The sequence below is a fragment of the Hydrogenovibrio sp. genome (genome assembly GCF_049975065.1).
Lineage (GTDB): Bacteria > Pseudomonadota > Gammaproteobacteria > Thiomicrospirales > Thiomicrospiraceae > Hydrogenovibrio.
In genome coordinates, this window is record NZ_JBNGDN010000001.1 from 58,530 (window position 1) to 72,729 (window position 14,200).

Annotated in this window: 14 protein-coding genes; 8 read left to right on the forward strand and 6 right to left on the reverse strand. The window is 51.3% G+C overall.

All coding sequences use genetic code 11. The features are described from left to right. The first annotated feature begins 11 nt into the window (after positions 1-11). The 3 genes from ACP5D0_RS00285 to ACP5D0_RS00295 all read left to right on the forward strand — a co-directional run bounded on the left by ACP5D0_RS00285 (position 12) and on the right by ACP5D0_RS00295 (position 2,236). A complete protein-coding gene (locus ACP5D0_RS00285; RefSeq protein WP_472363545.1) occupies positions 12-713 on the forward strand; it encodes a protein-L-isoaspartate(D-aspartate) O-methyltransferase in 702 nt (233 codons plus the stop codon). 30 nt (positions 714-743) lie between these two features. Then, positions 744-1,322: a YqaA family protein gene (locus ACP5D0_RS00290; protein ID WP_472363546.1), complete on the forward strand. Its 579-nt coding sequence runs from the start codon at positions 744-746 to the stop codon at positions 1,320-1,322. 167 nt (positions 1,323-1,489) lie between these two features. Then, positions 1,490-2,236: a peptidoglycan DD-metalloendopeptidase family protein gene (locus ACP5D0_RS00295; RefSeq protein WP_472363547.1), complete on the forward strand. Its 747-nt coding sequence runs from the start codon at positions 1,490-1,492 to the stop codon at positions 2,234-2,236. On the opposite strand, the gene ACP5D0_RS00300 is transcribed toward ACP5D0_RS00295, so the two are convergent. Next, complete coding sequence (locus tag ACP5D0_RS00300) at positions 2,217-2,597, reverse strand: Mth938-like domain-containing protein (protein WP_472363548.1); 381 nt, start codon at positions 2,595-2,597, stop codon at positions 2,217-2,219. The genes ACP5D0_RS00295 and ACP5D0_RS00300 overlap by 20 nt on opposite strands. A gap of 508 nt (positions 2,598-3,105) precedes the next feature. Here ACP5D0_RS00300 and alaC point away from each other — a divergent pair. From alaC to thrC, 4 genes are all read left to right on the forward strand, one after another. Beyond that, on the forward strand, positions 3,106-4,302 hold the full coding sequence (gene alaC, locus ACP5D0_RS00305; RefSeq protein WP_472363549.1) for an alanine transaminase: 1,197 nt from the start codon (positions 3,106-3,108) through the stop codon (positions 4,300-4,302). Positions 4,303-4,315: 13 nt separating this feature from the next. Continuing rightward, positions 4,316-5,635, forward strand: a complete 1,320-nt coding sequence (locus tag ACP5D0_RS00310) for a homoserine dehydrogenase (protein ID WP_472363550.1) — start codon at positions 4,316-4,318, stop codon at positions 5,633-5,635. A 36-nt stretch (positions 5,636-5,671) separates the two neighbouring features. Beyond that, the gene (locus tag ACP5D0_RS00315; RefSeq protein ID WP_472363551.1) at positions 5,672-6,724 is read left to right on the forward strand and encodes a hypothetical protein; all 1,053 of its coding nucleotides are present in this window, start codon (positions 5,672-5,674) and stop codon (positions 6,722-6,724) included. Positions 6,725-6,871: 147 nt separating this feature from the next. After that, positions 6,872-8,347 (forward strand): threonine synthase, encoded by a 1,476-nt coding sequence (gene thrC, locus ACP5D0_RS00320; RefSeq protein WP_472363552.1) that lies wholly within the window; start codon positions 6,872-6,874, stop codon positions 8,345-8,347. A 25-nt stretch (positions 8,348-8,372) separates the two neighbouring features. On the opposite strand, the gene ACP5D0_RS00325 is transcribed toward thrC, so the two are convergent. Next, positions 8,373-10,223 (reverse strand): single-stranded-DNA-specific exonuclease RecJ, encoded by a 1,851-nt coding sequence (locus tag ACP5D0_RS00325; protein WP_472363553.1) that lies wholly within the window; start codon positions 10,221-10,223, stop codon positions 8,373-8,375. A 15-nt stretch (positions 10,224-10,238) separates the two neighbouring features. On the opposite strand from ACP5D0_RS00325, the gene ACP5D0_RS00330 reads away from it, so the two are divergent. Beyond that, positions 10,239-10,841 carry a YqiA/YcfP family alpha/beta fold hydrolase gene (locus ACP5D0_RS00330; RefSeq protein WP_472363554.1) on the forward strand — a complete coding sequence of 201 codons (603 nt, stop codon included), beginning with the start codon at positions 10,239-10,241 and terminating at the stop codon, positions 10,839-10,841. A 23-nt stretch (positions 10,842-10,864) separates the two neighbouring features. On the opposite strand, the gene ACP5D0_RS00335 is transcribed toward ACP5D0_RS00330, so the two are convergent. From ACP5D0_RS00335 to dksA, 4 genes are all read right to left on the reverse strand, one after another. Beyond that, positions 10,865-11,086: a hypothetical protein gene (locus ACP5D0_RS00335; RefSeq protein ID WP_472363555.1), complete on the reverse strand. Its 222-nt coding sequence runs from the start codon at positions 11,084-11,086 to the stop codon at positions 10,865-10,867. A 144-nt stretch (positions 11,087-11,230) separates the two neighbouring features. Continuing rightward, complete coding sequence (locus ACP5D0_RS00340; RefSeq protein WP_472363556.1) at positions 11,231-11,821, reverse strand: hypothetical protein; 591 nt, start codon at positions 11,819-11,821, stop codon at positions 11,231-11,233. A 43-nt stretch (positions 11,822-11,864) separates the two neighbouring features. Beyond that, positions 11,865-13,436: a bifunctional aminoglycoside phosphotransferase/ATP-binding protein gene (locus ACP5D0_RS00345; RefSeq protein WP_472363557.1), complete on the reverse strand. Its 1,572-nt coding sequence runs from the start codon at positions 13,434-13,436 to the stop codon at positions 11,865-11,867. 168 nt (positions 13,437-13,604) lie between these two features. After that, the gene (gene dksA / locus ACP5D0_RS00350; RefSeq protein ID WP_472363558.1) at positions 13,605-14,033 is read right to left on the reverse strand and encodes an RNA polymerase-binding protein DksA; all 429 of its coding nucleotides are present in this window, start codon (positions 14,031-14,033) and stop codon (positions 13,605-13,607) included. Positions 14,034-14,200 lie beyond the last annotated feature (167 nt).

Sequence of the window (14,200 nt, forward strand, 5' to 3'; positions counted from 1 at the left end):
CAGGGGCTGAAATGGCTAGGCTGGCAGAAGCGGTCATCTATCCGAATGAGGCGTTTCAAGCCGAGCAAGGTATGGGAATGACATCGCAGCGTACCCGTAACCGGCTGATAGAGCGCCTTTGGCAAAACGGGGTCAAGGATGAGGCGGTGCTGAATGCCATGCGGGTCACGCCGCGCCATGTCTTTATAGACGAAGCCCTAGCTTCACGCGCTTATGAGGATACGGCGTTGCCGATCGGATTCGGTCAAACCATTTCGCAACCCTGGGTGGTGGCTCAAATGACGGCTTGGTTACGGGCGGGTCAAGCGGTGAAGCGCGTACTGGAAGTGGGGACGGGTTCCGGTTACCAAGCGGCGATTCTGGGATTATTGGTGGATGAGGTTTATACGGTTGAGCGTATTGAACCTTTGATGTTGCGTGCGCGTAGGGTGCTGCAGCATTTACAATTGAAAAATGTCGAAGTTGCCTTGTCCGATGGGCATTGGGGCTGGCCTGAAAAAGCCCCCTTCGATGCCATTCTGTGCGCGGCATCACCGCAGACTGTGCCAGAGGCGCTTTTGGCACAATTGGTGGATGGCGGTCGTCTGGTGATGCCGGTGGGGGGCGCTCGACAGCGTTTGTGCGGTTTCGTCAAAACCGGTGAAAAGGTGACCGAAACCGACTTGGGTGAGGTTTTGTTTGTGCCCATGCTGACGGGGCTGGAATCCGATTAGGTCTGGTGCGGCTGTTACGATGAGAAAATAATGAAGTTCTTCAGTTATTTGTACGATAAAACCCTGCGGTGGTCTCGACACCCTAAAGCGCCTTGGTACTTGGGGGGGATGAGTTTTGCAGAGGCCTCTTTTTTTCCGATACCGCCGGATGTGATGTTGATGCCAATGAGTCTGGCGCAGCCGCAACGGGCTTATTATTTTGCCTGGTTGACGACAATCACTTCTTTGCTGGGCGGGCTTTTCGGATATGCCATTGGGTATTGGATGCTGGAGGCGGTCTGGCCGTTGATTGAAGCGGCGCATTATGTGGAAAAATACCACGCCATCGAAGGGTTCTTTGCGGAGTATGGTTTTTGGATTGTGTTTTTGGCTGGGTTCAGCCCGATTCCTTATAAACTCTTTACGATCAGTGCCGGAGCCAGTAATATGGCCTTACTGCCTTTTATCTTGGCTTCTTTTGTCGGGCGTGGTGCGCGCTTTTTTCTGGTGGCGGCCTTGATGAAATGGGGTGGGGAGCGTTATGAATCTAAAATTCGGCAATACATCGACTGGATAGGGTACGGTTTTATTGTGCTGGTAATGCTGTATATTTTAATTAAGCAGATATAGTCTAGCCCGAAAATTTACCTTTGGTTCTTCGTTTCTGAAAACCCTCGTATTCACGATTGCGACGGACTGAATCACGCTTATCATGGAATCAAGGCGTCAGTAAGGCCAGTGAAAATGTACGAATTGAAGATGTGAAGGTCACTATGTGGGATAGGTTGGTTTAGAAGATGAAACGTTTTATACCCCTACTGATTTGCTCCTGGCTGGTTTTCGGCTTGTTCGGGTGTTCCACCAGTAATCATTATAAAGGTCAGGGTGATCCGTCCGCCTCCAAGGCTTCGCGGAGTGCTGAAAGAGGGGATTGTGGTGCCCTTTATGTTGTTAAGTGGGGGGACACTTTGAGCGAAATCGCCGTTCGTTGCGGCGTTACGATGGCGGCTTTGGCCGAAGCGAATCATTTGGATCCACCCTATCGGATTTATGTTCGTCAGGAGCTGGTAATGCCACAGGTGGGGCGAGCGTTTTCCGCTGACCGCTCGTCCAAGGTGCGCCCAAAAGCGCAAGCGAACGCCTCGGTTGCGCCCTCCAGGGTATCGTTTGCTTGGCCTGTCAAGCAAGCGTCCCCTTATCGTTTTGTGCGTGACAGTCGCGGGTTAAATAGTCTGGTGATTGATGGCACCGTTGGGGAAGGCGTGCATGCCATGGCGAACGGTGAAGTGGTTTATGCCGGGGATGGGATTCGTCAGTATGGCAATATGGTGGTGATTCGTCACGATAATGGTTATTTGACGGTCTATGCACACAACGACAGCTTGCAAGTTAAAGAAGGTCAGCGGGTTAAAAAAGGCCAGTTGATTGCCACCTTAGGGCAAACGGGCACAGCCAAAAAACCGGAGTTGTTTGTGGAGGCGCGTTACCGTGGCAAAAAAGTGGACATCAAGCCACTGTTGAAGCTCACTCAGGCTTCGCCATAATGAGGCCGAGAACAATATTGCGATCTTCGGTGGTGAGGACATTGTAGGTTCGGCAAGCCGCGGCGTTGTCCATGACTTCAAGGCCAATGCCGTTTTGAGCGCAAAAACGAAACAGACTGGGGTCGGGAAAAATCTGCCGTTCACCGGTGCCGAGGATGATCACATCGGGTTTTAATGCAAACAGCGCTTTTAAATGGTTTTCGTCGAGTGCGTCCAGGCTGGGACAGTTCCAGTCGCTGTTCAGTTCATGCTGGCTCAAAAAGCAACTGCTGTCGATTTCAAATTCATTGATTTTGACCAGGCCTGGGCGATATTGTTTAACCGTCAAGATATTGGAATCTCGGTGTTCTGTGAATTTCAATTTCGACCTCCATTCTGTTGTCGTGGGTGTATCCGTTCGAATCCGAAGTGCTAACCTGAAGGGTTCACAAGCTTGCTACTGAGCTTGCTGGCTTCTTGATTCCAATCGCCTGCAAATTTATCAATTTTCCGAACTGAATTATACCTAAGATACCGTCTGTGTTCGCAGTGGTTTTCATCTGTGGGAGAGCGGGGGGATACGGTCAATATTTCAATTGACGAAAGGAATTGTTTCTGTATCATTAGTAGATTAAATCTCATTATACTTTCTGCCGAAAGCGTCGCTATTGCGCGGATTTTTTGTCTGCGTTGCTCTGAAGTCTCGAGGTTTCAAAACCGTCTGTCCTGTCTGGAAATCTTCCGAATCGCGGTGGTTTGAGGTGGTTTCGTTGGTTTTTCGGGCGCGCAGCCAGTCGGCTTGAATCCGGCAGACTGCTGGATTCGTTGCTGAAATAAACCGAAAGCGAGCGCGCATTTGGCAGAACCAATTTTAAAGGTTAAACACTCAAGTGACTGGCGACTTTCAAAGAATCAAACGACTTCCTCCCTATGTGTTCAATATCGTCGGCGACCTAAAAGCGCAAGCGCGACGGCGCGGTGAAGACATTATTGACTTTGGCATGGGGAACCCCGATCAGGATACCCCGCAGCACATTGTCGATAAGCTTGTGGAAGTGGTTCAGCGTGAAGGCACCCATCGTTATTCTGTCTCGCAAGGCATTCCGCGGTTGCGCAAAGCCATTTGCAATTGGTATAAAACCAAATTCGACGTGGATCTGGATATGGATACCGAAGCGGTGGTGACGATTGGTTCCAAAGAAGGCTTGGCGCACCTGGCGTTGGCCACAGTCGATAAAGGGGATACGGTGCTGGTGCCGAATCCGGCTTATCCCATTCATCCTTATGGATTTGTGATTGCCGGAGCCGATATTCGCCATGTGCGCATGACACCGGATGTGGGTTTTTTCGAGGAATTGGAAAAGGCCATAAAGGAATCCTGGCCGACGCCGAAAATGCTGGTGTTGAACTTTCCTGGGAATCCGACCACGCAAACCGTGGAATTGGAATTTTTTGAAAAAGTCGTGGCCATCGCGAAAGAGCACGATATTTGGGTGATTCATGATTTGGCGTATGCCGATATTGTGTTTGACGGCTACCAATCACCCTCGATTCTGCAGGTGGAGGGGGCGAAAGACATTGCCGTGGAATTTTACACCCTGTCGAAAAGTTACAATATGCCTGGCTGGCGTGTCGGCTTTATGGTTGGAAATCCAGACCTGGTGAATGCGTTGAAACGCATGAAATCCTATCTGGACTATGGCACTTTTACCCCCATTCAGGTGGCAGCGATTGCGGCATTGGAAGGACCGCAGGAGTGTGTTCAGGAAATTTGTGATATGTATCGTGTTCGGCGGGATGTGCTGTGTCAGGGATTGAACAGCATCGGCTGGGAAGTCGAGCCGCCGAAGGCGACCATGTTTGTCTGGGCACCGATTCCCCCCGCCTATCGAGAAATGGGGTCTTTGGAGTTTTCGAAAAAACTGCTAACCGACGCTAAGGTAGCGGTTTCTCCTGGGATTGGTTTTGGTGACTATGGCGACGATCATGTCCGTTTTGGTTTGATTGAAAATGAACATCGCACTCGTCAGGCGATTCGCGGCATTCGGGATATGTTCCGCAAAGATGGGTTGATCAACGTTAAATAAATTTGGAGTCAGTGTGAAGCAAGTTAAGTTAGGTTTGTTAGGTTTGGGTACCGTCGGTGGTGGCACCGCTCAGATTCTTCAGGAGTCGTTGCCGGAAATTGAGCGTCGTTTGGGCGGAGATGTAACGCTCCGCATCATTCATGTCGCAGTACGGGAGCTGAACCGGACAAGACCGCTTGAAATTGACGGTGCCGTGATGACCGATCAGCCGATGGATGTGGTGAATAATCCGGATGTGGACATCGTTGTGGAATTGATGGGCGGCACAAGCCTGGCGAAAACGTGCATTGAAACGGCGATTGAAAAGGGTAAATCGATTGTCACTGCGAACAAAGCCCTGATTGCCGAGCATGGTAATGCGCTGTTTCAAAAAGCCCAAGAACAAGGCGTGTCCATTGCTTATGAGGCGGCCGTGGCAGGGGGGATTCCCATTATCAAAGCCTTGCGCGAAGGCCTGGCCGCCAACCGCATTGACTGGGTAGCGGGGATCATTAACGGTACCGGTAACTACATCCTGACAGAAATGAAAACACCGGATGCGGACTTTGCAAAAGTGCTGAAAACCGCCCAAGAGTTGGGTTACGCCGAAGCCGATCCGACCTTTGATGTGGAAGGCATTGACGCGGCACACAAACTCACGATTCTGGCATCCATTGCGTTTGGCATTGAATTGCAGTTTGAACGGGTTTACACCGAAGGCATCAGCCAAATCACAGCGGAAGATATTCGCTTTGCCGAGCAGTTGGGGTATGAAATTAAGCATCTGGGAATTGCCAGTCGAGCGGAAGACGGCTTTTCGTTGCGCGTCCACCCGACATTGGTGCCAAAATCGGTATTATTGGCGCAGGTCAACGGCGTCATGAATGCGGTGATGGTGCACGGCAACCATGTTGGACCGACACTCTATTACGGGCCGGGTGCCGGTGCCGGGCCAACCGCCAGTGCGGTGGTGGCGGACATCATTGATCTGGTCCGTGCCGCGCATCAACCGGTCGCGGATCGTGTGCCCCCCTTAGGCTTCGGGTTGCATCAGCTGACCTCAGCCCCCGTCTTGCCGATTGAGGCGATTGACTCGGCCTATTACCTTCGGTGTTTTGCAAAGGATAACGCCGGTGTGTTGGCGCAGTTGAGCGCCACCCTGGCGGAGCATCACATCAATATTGAGTTGCTGCATCAAGAGCCATCCTCTCAGAATCCGGAGGATGCCACGGTGGTGATTATCACCAACCAAGTGAAAGAATCTGAAATGAATCGCGCGCTTAAAAAGCTGGAAGCTATGCCTGCAATTGATGGCGAAATCATGCGCATTCGAGTCGGTGCGCTCGACGCTTGAGCGGATTTAACCCAACATTTTCGCTAGGTCACACGCATGTCTAAGTCCTCTTTGGCGCTCACTCTGTGGGTGCCCAATCTGCTGACGGAAGCCGTTTGCAGTGCCCTCCGGGAAGCGGCTCCTTCCGAGTTGTCTGCGAAAGCCTTTCCGGCGCTGACCACTTTGATGTCGCGTGCCGATGTATTTTCGGTCAAGTCGCAGTCGATTTACGACACAGGCGCCTATCTGTTTCATCAGACGGTTTCGCAGCCGCCAGCGGCAACCATGGCCTTGGCACAGTTAGCAGACTTCGAGGTGGCCGATTTTTGGTTGAGAGCCGAACTCTGCCAGATGATTCCGGATCGCGACTCCTTGGTGCTGATTCCAGCGGCGGATTTAGGGGTTTCTGAGGCCGAAGCGGAGGCTTTGCGGTTGGCCTTTAACGAATACTTTGCATTGGATGGCGTTCGGCTGGAAGCCGGTGGGCGAACGGATTGGTATTTGCGCTTGCCGCAAACGGTGGATGTGCATACCTTTCCCTTGCCAGAGGTCGCTTATCGCCACGTTCAATCCTGTTATCCGAGTGGGCATGCGGCACCCTATTGGCGGCAATTGATGAATGAAGCGCAAATGCTGTTCTTCAGTCATCCGGTCAATGAAGCGCGGCGAGAAGCCGGCCGTCCGGAAATCAACAGCCTCTGGTTTTGGGGCGAGGGAGCTTTGGATCTAAAGGGGGCGGTGCGCCGACCAAATGCCAATGTGTGTTCGGATGATCTTTACTTTCAAGGGTTGGCAAAGCTCACCCAAGCAGGCTGTCAGCCAGAACCGATAAACTACCAGGCCTGGTCGGAATCGGCTTTGGCGATGGCTCAACCTCTGTCGCATCATTTGATTCACCTTGACCGAGCCGCACCGCGGGACGGCACGCTTTCGGATTGGCTTTCGCAGTTGCACAGGCTTGAAGCCGATTGGTTTGCGCCCTTGTTGGCGGCCTTGCGGCAAGGGGCGCTGCACTCGTTATTCATTGACGTGGGGCGGCCTCAGCGTTATCACTTAAAGCCGACGCACCTTCGCCGCTTCTGGCGACGTCGCAAATCGATTGTGCTTTGATACGCGATGCTGGTCAGCCTGACGGATGGGGATTTTTGGGTGAAACTTTTGTATAATTTAAACCCGAACGTTTACTCTGTTTTAGGCCGTCCGACGGCCAAATTCTGACAACACGACTTATACGACTTATACGAAACTGGAACCCTTATGCAATTTATCGAAACCCGTGGTAATGACGGTCACAGACCAACCTCAATTCGTTTCTCGCAAGCCATTTTAAGCCCTATGTCGTCTTTTGGTGGCATTTATTCGCCGGAAAGTCTGACGCATTTTGATTTGGATTTTCTGCAATCGCATTTGGATTCCGACTACAAAGCGTTGGCCAAAGCCATTCTGGACTTGTTTGAAGTGGACATTGATGGCCAAGTGATTGATGAGGCGTTGTCGTTATACGATGCCTTTGATGACCCAACCAATCCGGTGCCGGTGGTCAAGGTGTACGACGATCTCTACGTCAGCGAACTGTATCACGGGCCGACCCGCGCCTTTAAGGATATGGCGTTACAACCTTTCGGCAAGGTGCTGTCATCCGTGGCGCAGGCCAATAATGAGCAATATCTGATACTGGCGGCCACCAGCGGCGATACCGGGCCGGCGGCACTGGAGACCTTTAAAAACCGTGATAAGGTTCAGGTGGTTTGCCTCTACCCGGACGGCGGTACTTCCGATGTGCAGCGGCTGCAAATGGTCACGGAAGAGGCACCGAATTTAAAAGTCATTGGCATTCGCGGTGATTTTGATGATGCGCAGACGGCGTTGAAAACGCTGTTGGTATCCGAATCGTTTCGGGCGACATTGCAAACCAAGCACATTTCGTTGTCCGCCGCCAACTCAGTGAATTTCGGCCGCATTATTTTTCAGACCATTTACCACATTCACAGTTATTTGGAACTGGTTCGCCAAGGTGCCATTGCACTGGGCGATCGTGTGTATCTGAACGTGCCGAGCGGTAATTTCGGTAATGCGTTGGGCGGCTATTATGCGCTGAAAATGGGGTTGCCGGTCGAGCAGATCCACATTGCCTCCAACCAAAATAATGTATTGACCCGTTTTATTCAGACAGGTGAATACGATCTGCGCGACGCCGGTGTGATTCCCACGACCTCACCGGCGATGGATATATTGAAATCGTCCAATATCGAACGAATTCTGTTTGATTTGTTCGGTGCGCAGCGAACCAAAGAGCTGATGCAGCAGTTGGATGAGCACAAATTCTATCAGCTAGCGGACGATGAGCTGAAAGCGGTTCAGGCGATTTTTGCCGCCGATTACTGCACCGATCAGGAAGGAAAGGATTACATTCGGGCGGCGTTTGATGAAGGCTATTTAATGTGTCCACACACCGCCACCTGTTTTAAGGTTTACGATACCTGTCGTGCAGACAAATCACTCAAAACCATCGCTTATTCCACTGCGGAATGGACAAAGTTTTCGCCGGTGATTGCGGATGCCTTGACCGGTCAGAAATTTGAACATGACAAGGAGGCCTTAGAGATGATTTCGCAAAAAGCGCGCGTTGCGATTCCATCGCAGATATCCGATCTGTTCGATAAAGACATTGCTCAAAAAGCGGTGATCGATAAAACCGACATACAGCAAACCATTCTGGCGTTTTTAGCGTAAACGCAAAAGCGGCGATTGCACTTTTTCAGCCGGGCTGCAAGGTGACGATTTTCAGTTGCAGTCGGGTTCGCCCATGAAAGGTGTTCAGGTCTGGTTGATAGACACACAGCACTTTTTGCGGCGGCTGAAATGGATCGGGCGTGTCGGCAGACGATTTGGCGTGAAAGTAAATCCCTGAGAAGACGGCACCACTTTCGCCCTGTAATTTCACCGCTAAATGGGTTTGAGTTTGCCCAACGCAACGGGATTCGATCAAGGTAAACGTCCCTTGAAAAATCGGTTTCGGCCATTCACGACCGTAGGGTTCCAGTTGGCTCAGTTCCTGGATCAGAGCCGGTGTCAACTGAGCGTCGGTTAGGGTGCCATCTGTGTCAAGGGTGGGGATGGGGGCTTGCCCCTTGAGTTGGCAACGAATCGCCTCTTCAAACAGTTCCGAAAACACCGCGTATTTTTCAATGGCAATCATGCAGCCGGCCGCGCCTTTGTGCCCCCCCATGGATTCAAACAGTCCTGAGTGTTGTTCGGCCATCCATTGAAAGGCTTCGCGCAGGTCGATGTCGGGCACAATACCGCGTCCGCTGCCGGCCAAATAGCCATCCTGTAAATCGGTCATGGCAATGGTCGGCAGTCCGAAAGCGTCACCGATTCGGGAGGCGATAATGCCTTGAATCCCAGCGTTGCCTTGCATTTGGATGCACAGGGTGAATTTGGCCTCGTGATAGAGTTGTTCTGCCTGTTGTCGCGCCTGGGCAAGCATGATTTCCTGTTGCTGACGGCGTTCCAGATTATCCTCATCCAGTTGTTTTAGGTGACGGCTGGCTTCCGCCAGAGAGGTGGCATTGAGAAATTTGAATGCGGTGGTGACATCGCTTACTCGGCTGGCGGCATTGATGCGGGTGGCTACTTGGAATCCAAGGTATTCCGCATTGAAGGCCTGTCCTTGATTGTCGTGCATTTGGCGTAAGGCTTGCCAAGCCGGTTGATTCAAACCGTTGATGTCCGCTAGGCCGGAAAGCACCACGGCACGATTATTCAAACTTTTCAGGCTGACACTGTCGGCCACCGTGCCCAAGGCAACATTGGAGGTTAAGCTTTTCAGACTGGGGCTGTCTTTTGGGATGCGCCCACGGCGAATCAGTTCCTGCCGAACTTGAGTCATCACCAGAAAAATCACAAAACATCCTGCCACTGTCTGGTCGTATTGACAGCCAGGCTGTTGTGGGTTGACGGTGCAGATGGCGCTTGCCGGTGTGCCTTCTAATGGAATTTGGTGATGGTCGGTCACGCAAACCGGAATGCCTTGGTTGGCGAGGCGCTGAATCCGTGCTTCGTCACTGGAACCCTGATCGGCTGAGATCACGAGATCGATCGGCGCTTCAATGGCGAGAATGCGATCCACCACCTCATCGGTAATGCCATAGCCTTCACGTCTTTCGCTGATAACGTGCTCCAAACGATGCGCCGGCACGCCAAAATAATCAATGAGCGCGTGGCTGGCGACCCAGGCCGAGGTCACGCCGTCTGTATCGTAGTCGGTGGCCAGAACGATTTGGCCGTTGGATTCAACCGCGTCCGCAATCAGCCTAGCGGCTGTGTCGGCGTTTTTCAGTTCCTTGGGGTGCTGAAGGTATTGCAGTTTGGGGAAAACGAGTTTGCGCACTTCGTCCGCCAGAATACCGGGTGGCAGATCGCTGGGTTGCAATCGCTGCCCGACCAGTTTGGCTTGCAGCGGCGTTAAACCGATGGCGAGCGCCGCCTCGAAAATTTCTCGGTTGGGCTGCCGTTCGGTAATGCGCGGCGTTTTTGGCGTTGGGTTGGGTCGATGTATCTTTGCGTCGCTGGGGTGAGAATCGGTGGATTTAAAAGTATCAGACATAAGGAAGATTTTAGCATGATTCTGTATTTGCATGGTTTTTTAAGCACGGGAAACAGCTATAAAGCACAATGGATACGCCAAGCGTTTGCGTCATTGAATAAGCCAGGCCTGGCGGTATTGACACCCACCTATCCGATGGTTTCGCCGCAGGCTTCAATGGCGGCCATTGAGCGGTGTGTGTTGGAGGCGGGGCTGCAGAATCACCAGGCCTGGTGTGTTTTCGGTTCCTCCATGGGCGGATTTTACGGTCGCTATATCGCCCAGCGTTATGGTGTCGGTGTGTGTATGATTAACCCGGCCTTGCAGCCTGAGCCGATACTGCGCCCACACCTTGGAGAGCATCGGCATCCGAGTAGCGGTGAGGTGATAACGCTCAATGAATCTTATCTGCAGAATTTGCACGCTTATCAATCCGATGTGGACCCACAACAGATGGCCTTAGTGTTACTGGATAAGGGCGATGAGGTGATTCCGTATGAATCGGCTTTTGAGGCTTACAATCCACTGGGACAGGTGCGGCTGTTTGAGGGCGGTGATCATGCGTTTCAGCATCTCGACCAGGCCTGGCCGGATATGGTGCGGTTTGTGGAACAGACGGTGGGGGTGTCTTTATCTTAGGCTGGGTGGCGGCACTGTTCGGATTAGGCCATAATGTCAATAAGGGTGCCAATCATATCGTCTGCGGTTTTCAAGGCTTTGGCCGAGCTTTCCACCTGAGTTTCGGTTTGTTTCATGCTGACCAGCGGTTCGGCTTTATTGGGATTGTTCATGTTCGCCAATTTCTGGCTGTCCTGATCCAACTGGTTAAAGCCGCTCTGAATGCCTTGATAGGCATAGGCTCCGGCGGTGGTTGAAATGTCCATGCTGATCTCCTAAAACTCGAAATGCAATCGAAAAGGCTCAAATTATAAGCGGTAAACGAGGCATTCGATCTGGCCTCTCGTTCCGCCAAAGGGTTTGAAAATTGCTTAGAAACCGCGAATTCATAACTTTAGTTTACGCGCTTTTTATTTTTCTGCAACCAAATAGGGGTCACGATTCACTGTGTAACGGACAAAAACGTTGCCGTAAAGTTCGCTGCCTTGGCGATCCACTTCGACGGTCATTTGATCGCTTTTCCAAATGTAAGCGGTGTAATCCGGCGAGCCGCCCCAGCCTTTGCGCACAACTTGGGTGGGTTGGCCGATTTGTGAGACGATGGTCTGGGCGACTTCGCGTGTGGTGATGCGGCTTAAGCGGTTTTCGAAAGCAATGGATTCGGGACGGTACAAGCGGTACACGGAGGTTAATCGCCCAGTGCCATCATAGCGGAATTCAACGTAATAACTGTCCTTCATGCGTGACCAGGGGAAAAATTTGTCAATATTTCGTTGCGCATAAGTGGCTCTGGCTTCATGAAATCCACCCAGTTGACGCAGATGTTTGCGGATGTCCTTGGCCTTGAGATCGACCAAGCTGAGACCAAACAAAGTGATCTCATCGACAGTCTTGGGTGTTTCGGGCGTGTCTTCCGCTGTCCAGCTCGCTCCGGTAAACACGAGCAGCGCTGTGAACGTCCAGTATTTAAAAAAAGAAAGCAAAGATGGCAAAGAAGGCATAATCTCGTCACTCGATTCTGGTTTGGAAAAGCGGTTTGCATAATCACTGTAACGGCCGCATCAGCCAATTCTTAATCTGTGTTTCGTCCAAGGGAGCACCCGGGACGTGAAACAGTGTATGCTTGTCCGCCTCGGGTTGTTCGAATGTTTTGATTTGTTGTCGCATCACCGTTTCATCGGCATCGGATGGGCTGCGATTTTCACGTTGACGCTGGCGTAAGTTGGCTTCAATCTGCGCATAGTGATCATCGGGGCAAAGGCAGAATTGATAGGCTTGGGCAGGGGTTCGTTCCGCGAGATTGAGAAACGGTTGGCGATGTTCGGCTTTAAGAAAGGTGGCATCGACAATGACATTGAAGCCCTCTTGTAATAGGATTTGCGCGTGGTCGTAGAGGGTTTGGTAAGTGCGGCGACTCATTTCCGGGGCGTAGAGGCGGGCTTTTTCGGCTGGGGGAACTCGGTGTGTTGGTGCAATGCCATAAAGGCGTTTACGCTCTATGTCAGAGTTGAGAATAATCGCATCGATGGCGTCCAAAAGTTGCCAAGCGTAATAGGACTTTCCTGAGCCAGACAGACCAATCATCAGAATCAGCTTGGGCTCGGATACGGCGTAGGCGTCATTTTCGGCCTGGCGAATGAAGTCCAGTGCCTTGGCTTGCAAACTTTCGGCTTCCGGGGTGTTTTGCGGCAGCTGGTGGTAGCGAAGCGCGGTGATTTTGGCGCGTACCATGGCGCGATAGACTTGGTAAAATGCCAGGTATTTTACGCCGTCGTAATCGCCGGTCAGGCTCAGATAATAGCTTAACAGCTTACGCTTTAATCGGGTTTGCTGGCGGTTTTCCAAGTCAATCATTAGAAAGGCGAGATCGTTCATAACATCGATCCAGCGAAATTGTTCGTTGAATTCAATGCCATCAAACAGGGTGGGCTCGTCGTTTAATAAGGTAATGTTATCCAGATGCATGTCACCGTGGCAGGCCCGGATAAAACCGCCTTTTTTACGCTGTAATAGACCGTTAAACAGCGATTTCTGCGTGAACAGCGTCCAGTCGGCTAGCTGCTTCAGGCGATAGTGCCATTCCGGGTGCGAAAAGGTTTTCATCAGCGGGGGAAAGTTTTCCAGCATTGGGTGAATCACATCGTCTGGGTGACCGTAGGCAACACTGTCGGTAGCCGGTTCTGCGCGTTGATGAAAGTCGGCAATGCGGCTGGCGAGCTGTTGAATTTGAGCATCGTCAAGTGTGTGGTCGATCAGATAGCGGCCAAGCACCTGATTGGGATCGAATTGACGCATTTTAATGAGGTATTCAACCGCCTCGCCATGTGGCTGAAACTGCAGGTGATTTTGATCGTTCAGGTAAAGCGGGCAAATTCCCAGATACAGTTGCGGAGCCGTGCGCTGATTGAGTTGTATTTCCAGTTGGCAATAGGTGTGACGTGCGGCGAGAGTGGCGAAATCCAAAAAACCGAAATCCACCGGTTTTTTGAGTTTATAAGCAAATTCACCGGTTAAGAACACCACGGAAATGTGGGTTTCAATGGTGGTGATGACTTCCGTCGGATGCGGGTAGCAATCTGCGCTGGAGAGTTCGTCGATCAGAAAAGTCAGGTTCACGAATTCAGAAGCCTGTTCAGAGGGTGGTAAAAGGGTTTTGAATGGGGCGTTCGGAGCATTTTGGCCGTTGAATTGCCTTGGGTGTAAACGAACCGCCCCCAAGTGAGGGCGCGGTTGCGTGTGTTTTTCGAACGTTTTGGCGTTTGTTTGTTGTAACGCCAAAGAGGATTAGGCGATCCCCTGTTTCTCGCGCATTTCTTGTTTGGTTTTCATTTCCACCGTTAAGGTGGCTGTAGGACGCGCTTCCATTCGGGCCAAACCAATGGGGTCACCGCTCATTTTGCAATAACCGTACTCACCGTTTTCAATGTCTTTCAGCGATTTATCAATTTTGGCAATCAGTTTACGCTCTCGGTCGCGCGTTCTTAATTCCAAGGCGAATTCTTCTTCCTGTGATGCGCGGTCGTTTGGATCGGCGGGGGTTGATGAATCCGAGCGAAGATGATTTACGGTGTTGCTGGCTTCCCAAATCAACTGTTTTTTCCAGGCCAAGAGCTTGTTTTTGAAATGTGTCAGCATTTCCGGACTCATGTATTCTTCATCGGGCTTCGGTTCATACTGTGGGTAGTTTTCGATAAAATCATGTGAAAGTTCCATCACTTTCCCTTTTTTATTATTGTGTTAGACCGAGTTCGGCATTCAATGTTTGCTCTAAGCGGAAGCTGCCAAGGGTCTATTCTGAATAAAAAATCTTAACGCTCGTCCCAGACGTGTGAAAAGATCCGGCAAAAATCTAACTGCGTTTTATACCAAGTTTTCCAAAC

Coding starts and splice junctions, on each gene's coding strand:
- ACP5D0_RS00285 (WP_472363545.1), top strand. CDS start 12: ATGGCTAGGCTGGCAGAAGCGGTCATCTATCCGAATGAGGCGTTTCAA.
- ACP5D0_RS00290 (WP_472363546.1), top strand. CDS start 744: ATGAAGTTCTTCAGTTATTTGTACGATAAAACCCTGCGGTGGTCTCGA.
- ACP5D0_RS00295 (WP_472363547.1), top strand. CDS start 1,490: ATGAAACGTTTTATACCCCTACTGATTTGCTCCTGGCTGGTTTTCGGC.
- ACP5D0_RS00315 (WP_472363551.1), top strand. CDS start 5,672: ATGTCTAAGTCCTCTTTGGCGCTCACTCTGTGGGTGCCCAATCTGCTG.
- thrC (WP_472363552.1), top strand. CDS start 6,872: ATGCAATTTATCGAAACCCGTGGTAATGACGGTCACAGACCAACCTCA.
- ACP5D0_RS00325 (WP_472363553.1), bottom strand. CDS start 10,223: ATGTCTGATACTTTTAAATCCACCGATTCTCACCCCAGCGACGCAAAG.
- ACP5D0_RS00330 (WP_472363554.1), top strand. CDS start 10,239: ATGATTCTGTATTTGCATGGTTTTTTAAGCACGGGAAACAGCTATAAA.
- ACP5D0_RS00335 (WP_472363555.1), bottom strand. CDS start 11,086: ATGGACATTTCAACCACCGCCGGAGCCTATGCCTATCAAGGCATTCAG.
- ACP5D0_RS00340 (WP_472363556.1), bottom strand. CDS start 11,821: ATGCCTTCTTTGCCATCTTTGCTTTCTTTTTTTAAATACTGGACGTTC.
- dksA (WP_472363558.1), bottom strand. CDS start 14,033: ATGGAACTTTCACATGATTTTATCGAAAACTACCCACAGTATGAACCG.